Source organism: Prosthecobacter sp., from assembly GCF_044236155.1.
Taxonomy (GTDB): Bacteria; Verrucomicrobiota; Verrucomicrobiia; order Verrucomicrobiales; family Verrucomicrobiaceae; genus Prosthecobacter.
In genome coordinates this window covers 39220-59330 of the sequence record NZ_JBIIHA010000012.1, presented here as the reverse complement: position 1 = coordinate 59330, position 20111 = coordinate 39220, and the positions used below count along the sequence as shown (strand labels likewise).

The window sequence follows — 20111 nt, the reverse complement described above, 5'->3', positions numbered from 1 at the left end:
AGGGAGCGCGGATTATGGCGGGATGAGGGCCAGTGGCAAGAGGTGTCAGGATTGGCCACAACAGGGCCAAAGATGCAATGCCAGCCAGACCAGGATCCCCCTGATCAAAAACCAAACGAGCTCCCAAAAAGCGTTTGTAAAATTTCTGTAAATAGACAAATTTTAACAACGAGTATGCAAATCGTAGATATGCCACCCCATTCAGGCCGCGACCACGCTGGTTTCAGCCTGATAGAGTTGTTGGTAACGATTGCGATCTTGAGCATCATCGTGGCCATAGCGATAGGTGCGTTTGGTGGCGCACGGCAGGGTGCCGAGGATCAAAAAGACAAACGCAATGCACAAGAGATCGCCAGCATAGCGGCGATGGCCAATGCCGCCGGTGCCGACTTTGTGGTCGTTGGCGACGAACGCGGAACGATCGAAAACTTGCGCAATGGATGTGCCCCGACACGTGGTGCGCTGAAGGGCCGTTTATTCCAACTCCCAAGCTTAGGCGAGCCCGAGATCACGGGAGCCATGCGCTTTCTGGCGCTCAACGACACAGAACTCCAGTATCGCCTCGACGGCAACGGCAGTCCGTAAGCAAATCATTGGAGACGGATCGCAGGCCACCGCCAGACATGGAGAATGCCATCGTCGGGCCAAAAAGCCGTCCTCACGCACGTATTGTCCACCGTGATTCGCCCCCTCATCACTTTTACTCTCGTTTCGTCCGCACTCGCGGAGCCCATCGACTTTTCCAAGCAGATCCGCCCGATCCTGAGCGAGAACTGTTTCTTCTGCCACGGTCCCGACGATAAAAAACGCGAGGCGGACCTCCGTCTCGACGACGAGGCCGCCGCGAAGAAGAACCACGACGGCGTCATTGCCGTGGTGCCGGGTGATCCGGAGAAGAGCGCCCTCATCCAGCGCATCGTGAGCACGGACCCCGATGAGGTCATGCCGCCGCCTAAGCAGCACAAGACGATCTCGCCGGAGCAGATCGCTCTATTAAAAGAGTGGATCAAGCAAGGCGCGAAGTGGGGGAAGCATTGGAGCTATGAGAAGGTGGTGAGGCCGGCTGTGCCTGCCGGTGCGAAGAATCCCGTGGATGCGTTTTTGGCGCAGCGCCTGAAGAAGGAAGGGCTGTCGTTTTCGCCTGCGGCGGATCGTGCCACGCTGATTCGCCGTGTGGCGCTCGATTTGACTGGGCTGCCGCCGACGCTGGAGGAACTCGCACGCTTCACGTCAGACAAGTCAGACTCGTCCGACCTGTCCGACATCGTGGCGCATTATCTGGCCAAACCCGCCTACGGCGAGCACTGGGCCCGCCAGTGGCTGGACCTCGCACGCTACGCGGACTCCTCCGGCTACCCTAGCGATCAGCCGCGGGAGATTTGGGCCTATCGTGACTGGGTGATCCGCGCACTGAACGCGAACATGCCGTTTGATCAGTTCACCATCGAGCAGCTCGCGGGGGATCTGCTGCCGAATCCGACGGACGACCAGCTCATCGCGACGGCGTTTCACCGGAACACGATGACGCAAAACGAAGGCGGCACGGATGACGAGGAATTCCGCAACGCGGCGATCATCGACCGCGTGAACACGACCTTCGCGGTGTGGATGGGCACCACGATGGCCTGTGCGCAGTGCCACACGCACAAATACGATCCGCTCACGATCAATGAGTACTTCCAGTTCTACGCCTTTCTCAATCAAAGTGCCGATAGCGACAAAAAAGACGAGGTGCCGCTGCACAGCTTCGACACGCCGGAGACGAAAAAGCAGCGCGAGGCGCTGAAAACCGAGATCGCGGCGCTGGAAGCCCGATTTGGTAAACCGGACGCGAAATGGCTCGTGGGGCTCGAAGCGTGGGATCGCGGTTTTGCGCGGGATTTGGGCTGGCAGAGCCCGAAGCCGTCGAAAGTGAGCGAAAGCGGCGCGAAGATCGAAAACGATGGTCGCGTGATCCTCGCGAAGAACAAGGATACGGCGAGCTACACCGTCGAACTGCCGCTCGCGGGTGATAAACTGAGCGCCCTGCGCCTCGAAACGGCTCCGCAGGCCGGTTTCGGCAATTTTGTGCTCACGAGCCTGAAAGCCGAGGTGGTGCCGCCGGATGCGAAGGCGGCTCCGCTGGCGCGATTTGTTCGCGTGGAGCTGCCGGGGCCGAAAAAGATGCTGCAACTCGCCGAGGTGCAGGTTTTCAGCGGCGCGGAAAACATCGCGCCGAAGGGCGTGGCGAGTCACAGCAGCCAGTATCAAGACGCGGCGGCGAAGCGTGCCAACGATGGCAACACCGATGGCGACTACAAGAAAGGCAGCGTGTCGCACACGGCCGGCACGGACAACGATCCGTGGTGGGAAGTCGATCTGAAGGCCGCGAAGCCTGTCGATCGCGTGGTGGTGTGGAACCGGCTCGATGGCGTGAGCAAGCGTCTCGATGGCTTCCGCGTGGTGCTGCTCGATGAGAAGCGTCAAATCCTGTGGAAGAGCGATCCCACGCCCGCGCCGGAGAAGGAAAAAGCCTTCGCGATCAGCGGGCCGGTGGCTCTGAGCTTCACGACCACCCTCGCGGATTATTCGCAGAGCGGTTTTGAGGCGACGAAGTTCCTGGAAGCCAAAAGCAAGGGCTGGGCGGTCGGTGGAGCGGCGGAAAAGCCGCTCACGCTCACGCTTTTGACGAACTCACCCATCGTGGTGCCTGCGGGTGCGAAGCTGCGCGTGATTTTGGACCAAAAGAGCGAGTTCAAGCAGCACACGCTCGGCAACTTCCGCCTCAGCTTCACCGGCGATGCCCGTGTGCAGCAAGCGGCAAAGATTCCCGCGAATGTCATCGCCGCGCTGGCGCAGCCGAAACGCACACCGGACCAGCAGAAGGCCGTCGTGGATTATTATGTGCGCAACATCGCGAAGGAATCCGCCGCCGAGCGCACGCGCCTCGCTGCCGCGACCCAAGAACTCGCCGCGATCAAGCCGGTGACCGTGCCGATCATGCGCGATCTCGATCCAAAGCAGCGTCGGGTGACGAAAGTGCAGCTTCGCGGCAACTGGCAGTCGCTCGGCGATGAAGTCAGCGAGGCCACGCCGGCCGTGTTTCATCCGCTTCCGGCGAATGAGCCCAAAAACCGCCTCACGATGGCCAAATGGCTCGTGAGCCGCGACAACCCTCTCACGGCCCGTGTGACAGTGAACCGCCTGTGGGAAAGCCTTTTCGGCATCGGCCTCGTGCGCAGCAGCGAGGAGTTTGGCAGCCAAGGTGACCTGCCGTTTCATCCGGAGTTGCTCGACTGGCTCGCTGCGGAGCTGATGGACAGCGGCTGGGACATCAAGCACCTGCTCAATCTGATGGTGACGAGCCAGGCGTATCAGCAGAACTCCAAATCGACGCCTGAACTTAACGAACGTGATCCCGACAATCGCTTGCTGGCACGCGGGCCGCGTTTCCGCCCGACCGGCGAGCAGGTGCGTGATCAAGCGCTCGCGGTGAGCGGGCTACTTTCAGAAAAGATGTATGGCGTGCCGGTGCGGCCGATGACGCCGAACCTCGGCCTGAGCACGGCGTTTGGTCGCAGCAACGACTGGGAAGTCAGCAAAGGCGAGGACGGGCACCGCCGCAGCCTTTACACCGAAGTGCGCCGCAACTCGCCGTATGCGAGCTTCACCACCTTCGACGCCGGCAATCGTGAGGTCTGCATGATCCGCCGCAGCCGCACAAACACGCCGCTGCAGGCCTTCGTGACGCTGAATGACCCCGTCTTCCTCGAAACGCATCAGGCGATGGCACGGCGGATTGTTTTGAAGGACGGAAAAGACAGAAAGGACTTCAAGGAGAGGCTCACGCTGATGTTCCGCCTGTGTCTGGCGCGTGAGCCGACGGTGACCGAATTGACCGCGTTGACGGAGCTCTATGCGGACAGCCTCGCGACGTATCAAAAGGACGCCGCAGCTGCGATGAAGATGGCCACCGAGCCGCTCGGACCTGTCGAAGCCGGCGCCGATGTCGTCGAACTCGCCGCCTGGACCGCCGTGGCGAATGTGGTCATGAATCTGGATGAGTTTTTGATGCGGAGGTGAGCTGCAAATCCCCCGTTGCCATTTTTCACGACTGAACCCACCTTTGGCCCATGGTTATCGCACTCGAAGACATCCGGCAGCTGCCCCTCGGGCAGCGCATTCAACTGGTGGAAGACATCTGGGACACGGTGGTGGCCGAGGATGCGGATTTTCCGCTGAGCGGTGCCCAGATGGACGAACTCGACCGTCGGCGCGAGGATCTCCAAGCCAATCCTGCCGCTGCGATCCCTTGGAGCGAGGCGAAGGCGCGGCTGCTCGCGAAAGCCTGATATGAAAAAGGCAGCCCTGTCCCCCTGCGCCCTCTGCGACGCCGATGAGGCCATGCGCTGGTATGACAGCCGCGAGCCCGGACTGGGTGCCGAGTTCGTGAAGGCCTTGGACGAGTGCATCGGGCAGATTGAGCGGCATCCCGATCTGTTTCGCGTGTTTTCGCCTCCGTATCGCAAGGTGCTGATGCGCCGCTTTCCGTTTCAGGTGGTTTATGAGATCCGGGAGGACTGCTTGTGGATTCTGGCTGTTTATCACGCCAAGAGGGATCCGGAGCAGCTCCGCAAAAGGTTGAGCAACCGCTGAGCGTATTCACCGCAGACACTTCATGAACCCCATCACCCACGACAAGCTCCAGCTCACGACGCGCCGAACGTTTCTCGGCAATGCGGGGCAGTTCAGCCTTGGTGCGATCGCTTTGCATGCGATGCAGCAGCAAGGCTCCGCGATGCCGCAGGCGGCGAATCCGATGCTGCCGCGCAAGTCGCATCATCAGGCGAAGGCAAAGCGCGTGATCTACCTGCACATGTCGGGAGCTCCGCCGCATCTCGACCTCTTTGACTACAAACCCGAGCTGGTGAAGCGCAGCGGGCAGGATTGCCCGGATTCGATTCTTAAAGGACGACGCTTTGCCTTCACCTCCGGTGTGCCGAAGCTGATGGGCACGCCGCGCACGTTTGAGCGCTACGGCAAGGCAGGCATGTGGATGAGCGATGCGTGCCCGAACTTCCACACGATCGCGGACGAGATCTGCATGATTCGTTCGATGAACACGGACCAGTTCAATCATGCGCCGGCGGAGCTGCTGCTTTTCACCGGGCATGCGCGGCAGGGACGGCCTTCGATGGGCTCGTGGGCGACGTACGGGCTCGGCACGGACAATCAGGACCTGCCGGGTTTTGTGACGCTGATCTCCAGCGGCACGCAGCCGAGCGGCGGGCAGGGTTTGTGGGGCAGCGGCTTCATCCCGAGCGTGTATCAAGGTGTGCAATGCCGCAGCAAGGGCGATCCGGTGCTGTTTGTGAGCGATCCGGCGGGCATGAATCGCGAGATGCGCCGCAAGACGCTCGATGTGCTGAATCAACTCAACCAGCAGCAAGTAGCGGAGCTCGGGCATCCGGAAACGGTGACGCGCATCGCGCAATACGAGCTGGCGTATCGCATGCAGGCGAGCGTGCCGGAGGTGATGGACATCTCAAAGGAAAACGCGGCCACGCTGGAGGCCTATGGCGCGAAACCGGGCGAAGCGAGCTTTGCGAACAACTGCCTGCTCGCGCGACGGCTCGTGGAGCAAGGCGTGCGCTTCGTGCAGCTCTTTGACTGGGGCTGGGACTTCCACGGCACGGGTGAAGGGCTGGGCATCACCACCGGTTTGACCAACAAAATGGCCGCCACGGACAAACCGGTCGCCGCTTTGATCAAAGACCTCAAACAACGCGGCCTGCTCGAAGACACGCTGGTCATCTGGGGCGGTGAATTTGGACGCACACCTTTCCGCGAAGGCCGCACGGCCGCGAGCAAGGTGCTGGGTCGCGATCATTATCCCGATTGCTTCACGCTCTTCATGGCCGGCGGCGGCGCGAAGGCCGGTTTCGACTACGGCAGCACGGACGAGCTCGGCTTCAGCATCGCGGAGAACAAAGTCCACGTGCACGACTTCCAGGCCACGGTGATGCACCTGCTCGGTTTTGATCACGAGCGACTCACGTATCGCTTCCAAGGCCGCGATTACCGCCTCACGGACATCCACGGGCATGTGGTGAAGGATTTGTGCGCGTGATGTGAACGATCACTTCTTCGCATCCGCCTCGGCGAGGATCTTCTTCGCTTCCTCAGCGCCGATCTCGCGCACAAAAAGATTCCGCCAGCGGATTTCGCCGCCGTGGGTTTGCAGCATGATCGGGCCTTTGGCGGGGAAGGGTTTCGTTTTGTCGTAGTAGTTCTCCATCGGCGCGCCATCGACGACGAGCTTGTCGTTCAGCCACACCCAGGTGCGTGCGCCGATCTGGCGGATGCGGAAGCTGTTCCACTCGCCGAAGTCCTTGTCGGCAATCACGAGGGGATCGCGGCCGGGAGTGTCCGGCGTGTTGTTAAAAAGGCCGCCGGAGCCGAGGTGCGGACGACGCGTGGGCTTCGCCGGATCGAAGATCTGGTTCTTGTCCCAAATCTGCACCTGGGGCACGCCACGCAGGTAGATGCCGCTGTCGGCCTTCGGCACGGTCTTGTACTCGATGAGAAACTCGATGTCGCCGAACTCTTCATCGGTCGTGGCGTAGGGGCCGTGGCCGTCGTTCACGAGTTCGCCATTTTCGGCCTTCCAATTGATGGGGAATTCTTCGCGCATCTTCTTGAGCATCGCCTCCTTCTTCTCGCCTTCGAGCTTCACGACGCTGTGCGGGTTCAAACCATGCCAACCGGTGAGATCCTTGCCGTTGAAGATGGCGCGGAAGCCTTCCGGCGGCTGTGGATCGGCAGCGGCGGCGATGGAAGCGGCAAAGAGGCAGGCGAGGAGCAGGCTGGATTTCATGGTCGTGCATCTACGCCCTTCATGAGGCAGTCCATGCACTCACTTCACGCTTTCGTCTTTGCAATTTAGCAGGCGAAGGGATTCACCCACCCTGCACCGGCGGCATGAGCGCGATCTCGGCACCGTCGTGGAGAGTGGCGTCGCGTTTCACGTAAGTTTGGTCGAGCGCGAGGAGCATGCTGGGCGCCCAGTCACGCAGCTTCGGCCAGCGGGTCTCCATTTCGGCCAACAGATCGGCCATACTGCTGCCAACTGGCAGTTCGATGGTAATCTCATCGGCACCGGTGATGTCGCGCAGGACGGAGAAGAACAGCACGCGGAGCTTCATGACGGCTGGTTTGGATTGAGAATGCCGATGCAGGGCAGGTTGCGGAAGCGGCCCTGGTAATCCATGCCGTAGCCGACGACGAACTCGTCATCGATCTCGAAGCCCGCGTCGTCGAGCGGCACTTCACGGGAACGTGGCCGACGTTTGCTGAGCAGCACGCAGGTGCGCAGGGAGGCGGGCTCTTGTGCGAGGATGCGGTCGCGGATCACGCTGAGCGTGAGGCCGGTGTCGAGGATGTCATCGAGCAGCAGCACGTCCTGGCCGCGCAGGTCGAGGTTTGCGGGCCAGTTGACCTTCACTTCGCCGCTCGTTGCGGTGCCGCCGTGGTAGCTGCTGGTGCTCAGCGTGAAGAGGCGCACGGGCATTTCCAGACCACGCAGCAAATCGGCCACAAAGAACAGGCCGCCATCCATGAGCGCGACGACGGTGGCCACTTTGCCCGCCAGTTCCGTATTCAAACGGGTCGCCATCTCGCGCACGCGAGTGTGGATTTGCTCTGGCGCGAGCAGGATGCGTTCGAGATCGTGGATGACACCGGTGACAGGCGTGGACATGGGCAAAAGAGTGCGCGAAAGGCCAAGGCTGGCGTAGCGAAAACACGCCAGCGCACGTTTCTTCTAGCCCGAATGAGCACGACTGACAAACCCAACCTACCCGACCTGCGCGTGAGTTACGATCAGGGCGAACTCGACGAGCACAGCGCCCCGGCTGATCCCGTGGAGCTTTTCACGCACTGGATCAAGGACGCCCTGGCCCACAAGCTGCCGGAGCCGAACGCGATGAGCCTGGCCACGAACGGTCTCGATGGCACGCCAACGGTGCGCACGGTGCTGCTGAAGGGCATCGACGAACGCGGCTTCCACTTTTACACGAACTACGAGAGCCGGAAGGGTCATGAGATCGCGGCGGATGCGCGCGCCTCGGCCTGCTTCCTGTGGACGGATCGTCATCACCAGGTCTGCATGAAAGGCAAAATCTCGAAGCTGGATCGTGCCGATGCGGAGCAGTACTTCGCCAGCCGGCCTTATGGGCATCAAATCGGTGCCTGGGTGTCGGACCAAAGTGTGGTCATTCCCGGCCGCGAGTGGCTGGAGCAGCGCGATGCGGAGATGAAATCAAAGTTCCCCGAAGGCCAGGTGCCCTGCCCGCCACACTGGGGTGGTTACACGCTGCTGCCGGACGAAATCGAGTTCTGGCAGGGCCGTGTGAGCCGTTTGCACGACCGCATCCGCTATCGCAAAGAGAACGGCATGTGGGTGAAGGTGCGCCTGAGTCCGTGAAGCTGAGAAAATAGGAATCAGCGCTTGCCTTTCGATATTTTCAGTTTCTAGTGAAAGCGTGAGCAAGGAACTGCCAGCTTGGGAAGTCGCCCGCGAGGAATTCGTGGCCCAGTGGGGCTCGCTCGGCACGCAGTGGGGCATCAACCGCACGATGGCGATGATTCACGCCCTGCTCATGACCGCCCCGCAGCCCATGTGCACGGACGAGGTCATGGAAAAGCTGGAGATCAGCCGCGGGAACGCCCACACGAACCTGAAGGACCTCGTCGGCTGGAACCTCGTCCGCATCATCACGAAGAAGGGCGACCGCAAGGAGTACTTCGAGGCCGAGAAGGATGTGTGGAAGATTTTCATCACCATCTCGAAGGAACGCAAACGCCGTGAGATCGAGCCCGCCATCCACTTGCTGCGCGACTGCGCCGCCCGGACGAAGGACGAGGCCGCTGGTCCAGGGCGCGACTTCCACCAGCAGATGAAGGACCTCGACGAATTCCTCAGCTTCGGCGTCAAGGTCGCCGACACCGTGATCTCCATGAAGCACGCCTCCGCCCTCCAGTGGGCCATGCGCCTCCTCGGCTGATTTTCTTATGCCCCTTTGTTTCAGTAGTTTCTGAAACTTCAAAACAAAATACAAGCCATCCACCACCATGAACGAAACCGTCCTCAACTACACCCTCTACCTCGCACTCGCCGTCGCCATGACGGTCTGGGTGGCGCGGACCCTCCACAAGAACGGCCGCATCTTCCTCGTCGATTGCTTCCACGGGAACACGGAACTCGCCGACAGCGTGAATCACCTGCTCGTCGTCGGATTCTACCTCGTGAACATCGGCTTCGTCTCGCTCTACCTGAAGACGACCGAGGAGATCCTCGGCGCACGCGGCGTCTTCGAGGCGCTCAGCGGCAAGATGGGCGTCGTGCTGCTGGTGCTCGGCGGCATGCACTTCTTCAACCTCTACGTCTTCACGAAGATGCGCCGCCGCGCCACGCTGGCTCACCTGCCACCGCCTGTTCCGCCGATGCATCGCGTCAGCAAAGCCCACGACCTTCTCGACACGCTGTGAAAACCTTCCTTCGCAAAATGAAGCTCTCGTTCCTCGCGATGTTGTGCGGCTGGATCGCCTGCAACATCGCGTGGTGGGTGGGAGCGATTCCAAGCATGAATGCCGCCTCGCTCCAGCATGTGGATCTCCGACAGACCGCCCTCTTCGCCCTCGTCGTCGCCATCTACATCGCAATCGTGATCGGCGTTGCTTGGCTGGCGATTTTCTTACCGGTCGATCTCTGCGTGAGCGATGCCTCGCGATTGCGCCGGCCACGCACGGCGGCTTGCTGTGGCTTCCTCGCCTCCTTTGCCATCGTGCTGGCGGTGTTCGGGGTTTCAGCATGGAATGAGGTCTGTCGATTCGGCCTCGTCGAAGGCATCCGCGCCACCTGGAGCCTCGCCGCCCTGCCCTACGTGCTGGGAACCTGCGCCACCGGCACCATCGCCGCCTATGTCCGCGCAAGATGGGACTCACCTCATGCGCAGCACCATCCTGAAAAGCCATGAAAACCTTCCTTCGCAAAGTGAAGCTCTCGTTCCTCGCGATGTTTTGCGGCTGGTTAGCGTGCAACATCGCGTGGTGGGTGGGAGCGATTCCAAGAATGGACCTCGCGTCGGTCCAGCATGCGAATCTCAAACAATCCCTTCTATTCGCCCTCGCCGTCGCCATCTGCACTGCAATCGTGATCGGCATGGCCTGGCTGGCGATTTTCTTGCCGGTCGATCTTTGCGTGAACGATGCCTCGCGATTGCGTCGGCCACGCACGGCGGCTGGCTGTGGCTTCCTTGCCGCCTTTGCCATCGTGCTGGCGGCCTTCGTGGCCTTCGCGTGGAATGATGTCAGTCGCTGGGGCCTCGTCGATGGCATCCGTGCCACCTGGAGCCTAGCCGCCCTGCCCTACGTGCTCGGAACCTGCGCCACCGGCACCGTCGCCGCATATGTCCGCGCAAGATGGGACTCACCCCATGCGCAGCAGCATCCTGAAAAGCCATGAAAACCTTCCTTCGCAAAGTGAAGCTCTCGTTCCTCGCGATGTTGTGCGGCTGGGTCGCGTGCAACATCGCCTGGTGGGTGGGAGCGATTCCAATTCTTTTGAAACCAGGTTCATCTCTCAGGGGCGCCGATTTTTTGATGATAGGTACTTTCACAGGGATAGTTGTTTCGATCACCTGGCTGGTGATTTTCCTGCCGACCGATCTTCTCGTCAGTGACGCCTCCAGACTGCGCAGACTGGGCACTGCGGCCTGGTGCGGTTTTCTGACGAGTTTTGCCGTCGTCGCAGCAGTCTTTGCATGGGTCGCTTGGTTTGAAGTCGTTCATCATGGCCTTTTGGAGGGTCTTTGGCGCACTTTGGACAAAGCCGCCCTGCCCTACGCACTCGGCACCTGCGCCACCGGCCTCGTCGCCGCCTATGTGCGGGCACGGATGGACAAACCTAAACCCACTTCAATGCCATGAACACGCTCACCATCTTCTACGACGCTCATTGTGGCCTCTGCTCGCGCTTCCGGCGCTGGATGCTCGACCAAGCTGCTTACGTTCATCTCGATTTCATGCCCTACGACTCCGAACAAGCGCAGAAACGTTGCCCCGATCTGCCAAATCTCCGCGCCGATCAGGAAATCGTCGTCATGAGCGATGACGGATCGCTTTGGCAAGGCGCTGCGGCCTGGGTGACGTGCCTGTGGGCCTTGCGTGAGTATCGCGAGTGGTCGCTGCGGCTTGCCACACCAGGCATGCTCGGGCTTGCGCGCAAAGTGGTGCATTGGATCTCCAGCAATCGCATCAGTCTCTCGCACCTTCTGCGTTTGCGTGGTGATAATGCTTTGCGCTCGCAAGTCGCCGAGGTGCATTGTCCCGATGGCTCCTGTGCCTTGCCCGAGAGAAAGGCGGCTTGAACAAACGGCCCGGCCTGCGCTGTAATGCGTGTATGCCGTTCCCACGCTATCTGACCGTCCTGTGTCTCACCAGCCATCTCCTTCATGGCGCAGACACGCGTCTGGTGCGTGAAACAGAGGCGCTCAGCCCGGCCGAGGAGCACACGAAGCTCCACGCACCGCCCGGCTTCACCGTGCAGCTTTTTGCCAGCGAGCCGATGATCAACAAGCCGATCAACATGGCCTTCGATGCACGCGGCAGGCTGTGGGTGTCATCGACGGTCGAGTATCCGTATTGCGCTGACAAATCACGCTGGTCCGACGACAAGGGCACGCGGGTCAAAGACAGCCGCGATGCGATCAAAATCCTCGAGGACACCGATGGCGACGGCAAGGCCGACAAAGTGACCGACTTTGCCGACGAGCTGAACATCCCCACTGGCGTCCTCCCCTGGCACAAACCGGAGCACAAGGCCGGCTGCATCGCCTGGAGCATTCCGAACATCTGGTACTTCGCCGACACCGACGGCGATGACAAAGCGGACGTGCGCGAGGTGCTCTTCGGCCCACTTGGCTACGAAAAGGACACACACGGCATGTGCAGCAGCTTCCGCCTCGGCCTCGATGGCTGGGTGTATGCCACGCACGGCTTCAACAACACCAGCAGGTTTGAAGTGCGCGCCGATCGTTGGCGTGACGATGGGAAAATGACGAATGAGCGAATTCCGAATGACGAAGGAAGCCCGAATGCCAAAAACCCGAACTCTGGCGCTTCGTCATTGGAGCCTCGTCATTCATTCGTCATTCCGAATTCGTCATTCGACATTCCTGGCCGCCGTCTCGAACTCCATTCCGGCAACGTGTTCCGCTTCAAACCCGATGGCTCCCAAGTGGAACGCTACACCAGCGGCCAGGTCAATCCTTTCGGCCTCGCGTGGGATCGCTACAGCAATCTCTATAGTGCCGACTGCCACAGTTCGCCGATCTACCAGCTCATTCGCGGTGCGTGCTATCCTAGCTTCGGCAAACCACACGACGGTCTCGGCTTCGCGCCCGTGATGTGCGAGCACACGCACGGCTCCACCGGCATCTGCGGCATCGTTTACATCGACGGCGGAGTGTGGGGGCCCGAGTGGGACGATCACACCTTCGTCGGCAATGTCGTCACCTCCCGCGTGAACCATGATCACGTGACCTTCACCGGCAGCACGCCAAAGGCGAACGAGCAGCCCGACTTCATGACCAGCGACGACCCCTGGTTCCGCCCCGTCGATCTCCAACTCGGCCCCGACAACGCCCTCTACATCGCCGACTTCTACAACAAGATCATCGGCCACTACGAAGTGCCGCTGGATCATCCCGGCCGGGACAAGGAACGCGGGAGGATCTGGCAAGTGGTGAAGAAAACTGGCACCAGCAAACGAGCAGACATCACATCAATAAACCTCAACGACTGGCGCAAAGCACTCGAAAGCACGTCGCCAAACACCCAACGAGCCATCCTCGCCAAAATGCTCGATGCTCCAAAACTCGATGCCTTGCCCATTCTGCTTCAAAACACCGCCAAAACGCTGTCCTCCGATCCCAGCCTCGTTCTCGCGTATCGAATCGCCCTTCGTGACCACCTACAGCTTCCCGGCGCCTTCACGAACATCCAAAAAGCACATCTCGTTCTCGTCACCGAAATCGCCACCGCCGTTCCCACCACCGAAGCAGCCGCGTTTTTGCTTCAGCGCCTTCAAAACGGCCACAGCATCACACCCGCCATCCTCACCCACATCGCCCGCCACGGCGATCCTTCACTCCTCTCGCAAGCCATCGCTCTCGCCAAACAAGCATCACTCCAAAACTCCACCACTCCACTACCGCTCCTCACCGCCCTCCACGACGGCCTCTCCGAACGCGGCACGCCGCCACCGCCCGAACTCCTCTCTTGGGCTCAAGACCTCGCCAAACAGCTCCTCGAAGCCGATTCCCAAAAACCCGCGCCAACGTGGAGCAGCACCGGAAACGCCAAATGGTCCCTCCAGCCACGAAAACTCGCTGACGGCACCGAAGTCACCGTCTTGCAAAGCATGGCCAAAGGCGGCGGAGACGAAGAAAGGCGCACCGGCACGCTGAAATCCAAAACCTTCGACGCACCCGCCAAACTCACCCTCTGGCTCAACGGCCACCGCGGCTTCCCCACCGCCAAACCCCACGACAAAAACCTCGTCCGCCTCGTCGAAGCCGAAACCGGTCGCGAACTCGCCCGCGCCTTCCCACCGCGACACAACGACGGTCGCCGCACCGAGTTCGATCTCTCCAAGCACACCGGCAAACGCGTCCACCTCGAAATCATCGACGGCGACAACGGCAAAGCCTACGCCTGGCTCGGTCTCACCCGCATCGAGCCTCCCATCGTCAGCGTGAACGACTTCCAAAGCGCTGACAGCACTCGCGAGAGCCTCAAAACCCTCGCCACGATGCTCCAGCACAGCGCCCCGGCCGCCTTGCGTGAAAAACTCGCCACCTACCACCCACCGCGACCCGCACCACCACCGCTCCCCGTCTCACCCGAGCAGCGCAAGCACCTCGACACCCTCATCGCCGCTCGCGTCGCCGCCTTCGCCAAAGCCAAGCCCGATCTCGAAACCGGAGCCAACGTCTTCAAGATGAACTGCGCCGCTTGCCATCAGATCAAAGGAGAAGGCGGTCTCATCGGCCCACAACTCGACGGCATCGGCGCACGCGGCCCGGCGCGCCTCTGCGAAGACATCCTCGACCCGAACCGGAATGTCGATGCTCATTTCCATCTTCACACCTTCACGATGAAGGACGGCTTGGTGATGGCTGGCTTTCTCAAGGCCGAGCTCGGTCAGATGAATGTCATCGCCGATGCCACCGGCAAAGAACATCGCGTTTCCAAGCAGGACATCGTCAAAACATCCGTCTCTCCCATTTCCCTCATGCCGCCCACCTTCGGCCAGACGATGGATGAGGCGACGTTCATCGACCTGCTAGGCTATTTGTTGAACGAGAAGGCGGCGAAGTGATCTTTTGGGAGCCGCCATCGTTGCGGGCACATCACCGCCGCTCTAAAGGCTCCGGGCGTGCTCGCGAACATCAACCAGCTCAAACTTCCCGATCCCTGGCAGCACCAGGCGGTGAATCTGCTGCGTGCCGGCACGGATGTCGTCGTCAGCGCGCCCACCGGTGCGGGGAAGACCTACATTTTTGAGCTGCTGCATCAAGCCCGGCATTTGCAGGGCCAGGCGATCTACACGGTGCCGACGCGGGCGCTGGCGAATGACAAATACGCTGAGTGGAAGGAAGCGAAGTGGAATGTGGGCATCGCCACGGGTGACATCGCGGAGAATGTGGATGCGCCAGTCGTGGTGGCGACGCTGGAGACGCAGCTCGAGCGTCTCGTGCGCGGTGAAGGGCCGGCATTGCTCGTAATCGACGAGTATCAGATGATCTCGGACCACGCCCGCGGTGCGAACTACGAGGCCGCCATCGCGCTGGCTCCGGCGGAAACGCGTTTGCTGCTGCTCAGCGGCTCGGTGGCGAATCCTGAAGACGTCTCGGCATGGTTGGTGAGTCTCGGGCGGAAAGCAGAAGTGGTCATGACGCGTGAACGCCCGGTGCCGCTCGAAGAAGTGCCGATGGAGACACTGCCGCAGCGTCAACGCCAGTTTGAGAACTACTGGCCGCGATTTGCCGCAGCGGTGATGATCGCCGATCTCGCGCCGCTGCTCATTTTTGCCCCGCGACGCAAGGAAGCGGAGTCCATCGCTCGCAGACTCGCCGCTGATCTGCCGATGGGCGACCCGCTGGAGCTCACGCCGGAGCAGCGGGCGGTCTGTGGCAAAGATCTGGCGACGTTGATCGAAAAACGCATCGCATTTCATCACAGCGGCTTGTCGTATGGCGCACGCGCCGGCGTGATCGAGCCGCTGGCGAAGGCGGGGCAGCTCCGCGTGATCGTGGCGACGATGGGACTCGCCGCTGGCATCAATTTCTCCGTGCGCAGCGTCCATGTGGCCGGCACGACCTTCCACGACGGCCGCAGCGAGCACAAACTCGCGCCCGACGAGCTTCTGCAGATGTATGGCCGCGCCGGACGACGCGGACTCGATGACAAGGGCCACGTCGTCACCAGCCGTGACAGCCCCTCGATCTTCGATGCGCGGCCCGCACGCCTGCATCGCGGCGCCTTGCTCGCATGGCCGATATTTCTGCGTGTGATGAAACACGCCGCGGTGAAGCAGGAAAACCCCTTCGAGGCTGCGAAACACTTCTCCGAGCGTCTTTTCGCCAAAGTGCCGCCCCTGCTTGGTTTGGAGGACTTGGAGCCGAATGTCGCGCATCCGCAATTGGAGAACGCGAAGGCTCTGTTCGGCCTCGAAGCGACGGAGAAGCAGATTTTGAACTCGTTTGGCGAGTGGGAGCGCCAGCACAAGCATGCGCTGCAACGCGTGCCGCTGAGCCGCGTGCATGCCACGCTCGCGATTCCAGCCTTCGCGGCGAAATTTGCTCATGGCATTGGTCGCGTGGGCAAGATCCGTCGCGAGAAGGATGTCATCTACGGCGTCGAAATCAGCCTGGGCACACCGGATGGAGAGAACATCAAGCCCACGAAATCCATCCGCCGCCTGCTCAAGCTGCCGCGCAAGGCGGAGACGGTGCTGCTCGAAGAAATCACAGTGCTGCATGCTGGCGACATCGCGAAAGCGGTGCTCTCGAACGTCGAGGAGGTGATCCAAGACGTGGCTCCCGAATTCATTGGCACCGTTGCGAAAGAGAATCTCGTGTTTGCCTGCTTCGACCTCTCTCCGGTCGAGGTGATGGCCTACGAGGACAGTCACGGCCAACTTCTCTTCATGCCGCAGCAGCGCAGCATTGTGGTGAAGAACGAAACCGGCGTGCACACACCCGAAACGGCAACGTCCGACCGCGAACCGCGCCCCGGCTCTCCGATTCACTCCTGGCGCACGCTCGGCCTCATCGACGCCGACGGCGTGCCGACACGACGCGGCGAAATCTTCAGCTTCTTCCAGCACGGCGAGGGTTTGGCCGTCGTCGCCGCGCTGGAGGACGAAAGTTATCCCGCCGACGACCTCGTGCATCACTTGGCGAACCTGCGCAGCGGCTCGAAGTTCGACCTGCCGCTCGACTGCGCCTCCGAACGGCTTGCCGCCGTGTGTCGCGGCACCTACGGCTTCGTGAATCACCACGGCTATCTCGAAAACGGCCTGCCGGTCGATTATGGCGAAGGCGCGGCGGAGCTGCTCGATGCCATGCTGCATCCTGAGCAGCCTGGTGCTCAAGATTTGAAGGCTGGCATCGCCGAGGGCGACATCTCACGCGCCTATGTCGAGTGGCTGAGCCTGCTGCGTCACATCAGCCATGCGCCCGATCATCCGTGGAAGCGCTGGATAGCGCTCAAAGAAGCGGCGAAGGCCGTTTTGAAACACCACACCAAGACTCTCCGCCACTTTTTCCACCTCGACCTGCCGCCGCTGACCAACAAGCAGAAGCATGGCAAGACCCGGCATTATTTGATGGTGAAATAGATCATGACGTTTCCCGCACATTCACGCACGGCCATCATCGGCTCCGGCGCAGTGGGCTGCTACTATGGCGGCCGGTTGGCGCAGCATGGGAATGACGTGCATTTCTTGATGCGCACGGATTACGAGCACGTGAAACAGCACGGGCTGAAGATTCAGAGCCATCTCGGCGACTTCGATCTGCCGCAGGTGAACTGCCATCGCAGCACGGTGGAAATCGGGCCATGTGATCTGGTGATCATCGCGATGAAGGCGACGGCGAATGAGGCGTTGCTCGATTTGCTGCCACCGCTGTTGAAGGACGACACGATGATCCTGACGCTGCAAAACGGGCTCGGCAGCGATGATTTCCTGGCGCGTCACTTTGGTTCGGAGCGCGTGCTGGGCGGTTTGTGCTTCGTGTGCATCAACCGCATCGCACCCGGGGTGATTCATCACATCGCACAGGGCCAGATCGCGCTCGGCGAGCACAGCGGGGCGCCGCAGGCACGCACGAAAGCCCTGGCGGCGGAGTTTAGGCGGTGCGGCATCGATTGTGTCGTCGAATCGAGCCTCATCACGGCGCGTTGGAAGAAACTCGTTTGGAACATTCCTTTCAACGGCCTGTCCATCGCCGCCGGGAACAAAGATACGGCCGCAATTCTTGCTGATCCGGCGCTGGAGCAACGGGTACGCGATTTGATGCGCGAGATCATCGTCACCGCGGGCCAGCTCGGTCACGAGATCCCGCTGGGTTTGATTGACACCATGATCGAACGAACGCGCACGATGTCCGCCTACAAGCCGAGCAGCCTCATCGACTTCCTCGCAGGCAGCGAGGTCGAACTCGAAGCGAGCTGGGGCGAGCCGGTGCGGAGGGCGAACGCCGCTGGGATCGCGATGCCGAGGGTGGAGGAGCTGTATCAGCAGTTGAAGCAACGCATTGCCTCCAGATAGTGGTCCGCACAGTCCTCTGTGCGGTTTCACGAGCGTCACCCGACGTCCAAAGCCGCACAGGGGACTGTGCGGACTACTTTGCTCACGCCATGTCACTCACTGCTCTTCAAAACGCCCGCCCCGAAACGGCCATCGTGCTTGGTTCTGGTCTCGGAGGCGTGGCGGAGGCGTTTGGGGTCGAATGCGAGGTGCCGTATGCCGAGGTGCCCGGCTTGAGTGCTTCCACGGTGCCGGGGCATGCGGGGCGGTTTGTTTTGGCGCGTCATCACGACCGGCCGATCCTGATCGCGCAAGGTCGCCGACATTTGTATGAAGGTCTGAGCGCGGCGGAAGTCACGACGGGCATTCGATTCATGCACGGCCTCGGCGTGAAGCGGGTGGTGCTGACGAATGCGGCGGGGGCGATCGACGAGCACTTCCACGTTGGCGGTTTGATGCTCATCACGGATCACATCAACCTCCAGGGCACCACACCGCTGCTCGGCGGGCCGAACTTCCATGACATGAGCGAGGTCTATTCGCGAGCGTGGGCGGAAAAATTCCACGCGGCGGCGGTGGAGATCGGTTTGAAGCTGCACGCGGGCGTGTATGCCGCGTTGCTCGGACCGCAGTATGAAACGCCCGCCGAAATCCGCATGCTGCACAGGCTCGGTGCCGACGCCGTCGGCATGTCCACCGTTCCCGAGGCGATTCAAGCCCGCGCGCTCGGCATGGAAGTCGCCGGCATCTCCATGCTCACCAACTGGGCCGCCGGTCTGCGCCCGCAAACGCTGCATCACGCCGAAGTCGTCGAGGTTGGGAAGACCGCGAGCCTGTATCTGGCGCGGTTATTGAAGGCGGTGGTGTGATCATTTCACTTTCTCTGTAGCTGAAGAAGTCGAAGCAAAACGTAAACGACGGCACTCCATGCCGTGATGCCAAAGGCTGCTGCGAAGAAGATGGTCAGCCATTGCGGCAAGTAAGGGCCCAAAATCAGAGCTGGATAATGCAGCATGATCAGCACCAAGCCAAACCCACCAGGCTTGCATGAATCACCAAACTCGATGCCCGAGAACATCAGCAGCAACAAAACACTCTCGATCACGATCCCCGAGATGATGGCTTTCACTCGGAGACTCATCGCGGTAAGCCGTTTCAGGATTTTAGCTAGCAACACGCGCTCGCCTTTTCCTTCTCACAGGAATGGTCGCAGCAGGGGCTGAGCGGGACGCCGTCCATGGAGTCGGGGGCTTCCATGGCTGGATTCGGCTCCAGGGGGGCGAGGCCGAGTTCGCGGAGGAGTTTCATGTCCTCGTTGGCGCGCGGATTGGCGGCGGTGAGGAGTTTGTCGCCGTAGAAGATGGAATTCGCGCCGGCGAAGTAGGCGAGGGCCTGGGCTTCGCGGCTGAGATTGGTGCGGCCGGCGCTGAGGCGCACTTTGGCCTTCGGCACAGCGATGCGCGTGACGGCGATCATGCGGACGAACGAGAAGGCATCGACGACTTCGTTGTCGCCCATCGGTGTTCCTTTGATGGGCATCAATGCGTTAATCGGGATGCTTTCGGGCTGCGGATTGAAGTTGGAGATGACCTCCAGCATCTTCAGGCGGTCGTCGATGGTCTCGCCGAGGCCGAGGATGCCGCCGCAGCAGACGGACATGCCGGCGTCCTGCGCGTGACGGATGGTGCGCAGGCGGTCCTCGAAGGTGTGGGTGCTGACGATATTCGGGTAATGTTCCGGGGAGGTGTCCACGTTGTGGTTGTAGGCGGTGACGCCGGCTTGCTTGAGGTCGGCGGCCTCGTCCGCGCCGAGCTCTCCGAGGGTGACGCAGACTTCCATGCCGAGCTTGGAAACGTCGCGCACGATGTCGAGCACCTGGTCGAACTTCTGCGTGCCTTTGCGCACGCCTTTCCAGGCGGCACCCATGCAGAAGCGGGTTGAGCCGTTGGCGCGGGCGGCGAGGGCGCGCTCCATGACCTGCTCCTTCGGCATGAGCTTCTCCGCCTGCACGCCGGTGGTGTAGCGGGCGCTTTGAGCGCAGTAGCCGCAGTCTTCGCTGCAACCGCCGGTCTTGATGCTGAGCAGGGTGCAAAGCTGCACTTCGTTGCCGGTCCAATGCTCGTCATGCACGGCGCGGGCCTGCTTGAGGAGGTCGAAGAAGGGCTGGTGATAAATGCGGTGAAGCTCGGCGAAGGTCATGGGCGGAGATTGTTGGCGCAGAAACCGCAATTTGGCAATCCCGCGCCTCTGCGCC

The 20111-nt window shown here is 61.2% G+C and carries 21 protein-coding genes; 16 read left to right on the top strand and 5 right to left on the bottom strand.

Translation table 11 applies throughout. From position 1 onward, the window contains the following. The first annotated feature begins 174 nt into the window (after positions 1 to 174). From ACILSE_RS12225 to ACILSE_RS12205, 5 genes are all read left to right on the top strand, one after another. Positions 175 to 585, top strand: coding sequence for a type II secretion system protein (locus tag ACILSE_RS12225; protein ID WP_395717679.1), 411 nt, complete (start codon positions 175 to 177; stop codon positions 583 to 585). Positions 586 to 678: 93 nt separating this feature from the next. Then, complete coding sequence (locus ACILSE_RS12220; protein ID WP_395717678.1) at positions 679 to 4062, top strand: DUF1553 domain-containing protein; 3384 nt, start codon at positions 679 to 681, stop codon at positions 4060 to 4062. A gap of 50 nt (positions 4063 to 4112) precedes the next feature. Beyond that, entirely contained in the window at positions 4113 to 4331 is a 219-nt protein-coding gene (locus ACILSE_RS12215; protein WP_395717677.1) for an addiction module protein, read from the top strand. A 1-nt stretch (position 4332) separates the two neighbouring features. Next, a complete protein-coding gene (locus ACILSE_RS12210) occupies positions 4333 to 4635 on the top strand; it encodes a type II toxin-antitoxin system RelE/ParE family toxin (protein ID WP_395717676.1) in 303 nt (100 codons plus the stop codon). A 22-nt stretch (positions 4636 to 4657) separates the two neighbouring features. Further along, complete coding sequence (locus ACILSE_RS12205) at positions 4658 to 6109, top strand: DUF1501 domain-containing protein (RefSeq protein WP_395717675.1); 1452 nt, start codon at positions 4658 to 4660, stop codon at positions 6107 to 6109. 9 nt (positions 6110 to 6118) lie between these two features. Here the strand turns inward: ACILSE_RS12205 and ACILSE_RS12200 are convergent, their stop codons facing one another. From ACILSE_RS12200 to hpt, 3 genes are all read right to left on the bottom strand, one after another. Beyond that, a complete protein-coding gene (locus ACILSE_RS12200) occupies positions 6119 to 6856 on the bottom strand; it encodes a DUF1080 domain-containing protein (RefSeq protein ID WP_395717674.1) in 738 nt (245 codons plus the stop codon). A gap of 82 nt (positions 6857 to 6938) precedes the next feature. Then, the gene (locus ACILSE_RS12195; protein WP_395717673.1) at positions 6939 to 7184 is read right to left on the bottom strand and encodes a MoaD/ThiS family protein; all 246 of its coding nucleotides are present in this window, start codon (positions 7182 to 7184) and stop codon (positions 6939 to 6941) included. Continuing rightward, on the bottom strand, positions 7181 to 7738 hold the full coding sequence (hpt, locus tag ACILSE_RS12190) for a hypoxanthine phosphoribosyltransferase (protein ID WP_395717672.1): 558 nt from the start codon (positions 7736 to 7738) through the stop codon (positions 7181 to 7183). The genes ACILSE_RS12195 and hpt overlap by 4 nt, the downstream gene beginning before the upstream one ends. Positions 7739 to 7810: 72 nt before the next feature. Here hpt and pdxH point away from each other — a divergent pair, with 72 nt between their 5' ends. From pdxH to ACILSE_RS12135, 11 genes are all read left to right on the top strand, one after another. Further along, a complete protein-coding gene (gene pdxH / locus ACILSE_RS12185; RefSeq protein ID WP_395717671.1) occupies positions 7811 to 8464 on the top strand; it encodes a pyridoxamine 5'-phosphate oxidase in 654 nt (217 codons plus the stop codon). 58 nt (positions 8465 to 8522) lie between these two features. Further along, positions 8523 to 9044, top strand: a complete 522-nt coding sequence (locus tag ACILSE_RS12180; protein WP_395717670.1) for a GbsR/MarR family transcriptional regulator — start codon at positions 8523 to 8525, stop codon at positions 9042 to 9044. A gap of 67 nt (positions 9045 to 9111) precedes the next feature. Next, on the top strand, positions 9112 to 9528 hold the full coding sequence (locus tag ACILSE_RS12175; RefSeq protein WP_395717669.1) for a hypothetical protein: 417 nt from the start codon (positions 9112 to 9114) through the stop codon (positions 9526 to 9528). Then, positions 9525 to 10016, top strand: coding sequence for a hypothetical protein (locus tag ACILSE_RS12170; protein WP_395717668.1), 492 nt, complete (start codon positions 9525 to 9527; stop codon positions 10014 to 10016). Before ACILSE_RS12175 ends, ACILSE_RS12170 begins: the two co-directional genes overlap by 4 nt. Continuing rightward, positions 10013 to 10504, top strand: a complete 492-nt coding sequence (locus ACILSE_RS12165; protein WP_395717667.1) for a hypothetical protein — start codon at positions 10013 to 10015, stop codon at positions 10502 to 10504. The genes ACILSE_RS12170 and ACILSE_RS12165 overlap by 4 nt, the downstream gene beginning before the upstream one ends. Beyond that, positions 10501 to 10968 carry a hypothetical protein gene (locus tag ACILSE_RS12160; RefSeq protein ID WP_395717666.1) on the top strand — a complete coding sequence of 156 codons (468 nt, stop codon included), beginning with the start codon at positions 10501 to 10503 and terminating at the stop codon, positions 10966 to 10968. Before ACILSE_RS12165 ends, ACILSE_RS12160 begins: the two co-directional genes overlap by 4 nt. Continuing rightward, on the top strand, positions 10965 to 11408 hold the full coding sequence (locus ACILSE_RS12155; RefSeq protein WP_395717665.1) for a thiol-disulfide oxidoreductase DCC family protein: 444 nt from the start codon (positions 10965 to 10967) through the stop codon (positions 11406 to 11408). Before ACILSE_RS12160 ends, ACILSE_RS12155 begins: the two co-directional genes overlap by 4 nt. 32 nt (positions 11409 to 11440) lie before the next feature. Beyond that, positions 11441 to 14422: a PVC-type heme-binding CxxCH protein gene (locus ACILSE_RS12150; RefSeq protein ID WP_395717664.1), complete on the top strand. Its 2982-nt coding sequence runs from the start codon at positions 11441 to 11443 to the stop codon at positions 14420 to 14422. Between the two features lie 57 nt (positions 14423 to 14479). Continuing rightward, complete coding sequence (locus ACILSE_RS12145; protein ID WP_395717663.1) at positions 14480 to 16945, top strand: DEAD/DEAH box helicase; 2466 nt, start codon at positions 14480 to 14482, stop codon at positions 16943 to 16945. Between the two features lie 3 nt (positions 16946 to 16948). Continuing rightward, positions 16949 to 17878, top strand: a complete 930-nt coding sequence (locus ACILSE_RS12140; RefSeq protein ID WP_395717662.1) for a 2-dehydropantoate 2-reductase — start codon at positions 16949 to 16951, stop codon at positions 17876 to 17878. Positions 17879 to 17967: 89 nt separating this feature from the next. Then, the gene (locus ACILSE_RS12135; protein ID WP_395717661.1) at positions 17968 to 18726 is read left to right on the top strand and encodes a purine-nucleoside phosphorylase; all 759 of its coding nucleotides are present in this window, start codon (positions 17968 to 17970) and stop codon (positions 18724 to 18726) included. Positions 18727 to 18731: 5 nt separating this feature from the next. Here ACILSE_RS12135 and ACILSE_RS12130 read toward each other — a convergent pair whose 3' ends face one another. Together ACILSE_RS12130 and bioB are read right to left on the bottom strand one after the other, a co-directional pair. Continuing rightward, positions 18732 to 18986, bottom strand: coding sequence for a hypothetical protein (locus ACILSE_RS12130; protein WP_395717660.1), 255 nt, complete (start codon positions 18984 to 18986; stop codon positions 18732 to 18734). A 38-nt stretch (positions 18987 to 19024) separates the two neighbouring features. Beyond that, positions 19025 to 20056 (bottom strand): biotin synthase BioB, encoded by a 1032-nt coding sequence (gene bioB / locus ACILSE_RS12125; protein WP_395717659.1) that lies wholly within the window; start codon positions 20054 to 20056, stop codon positions 19025 to 19027. Positions 20057 to 20111: the final 55 nt, after the last annotated feature.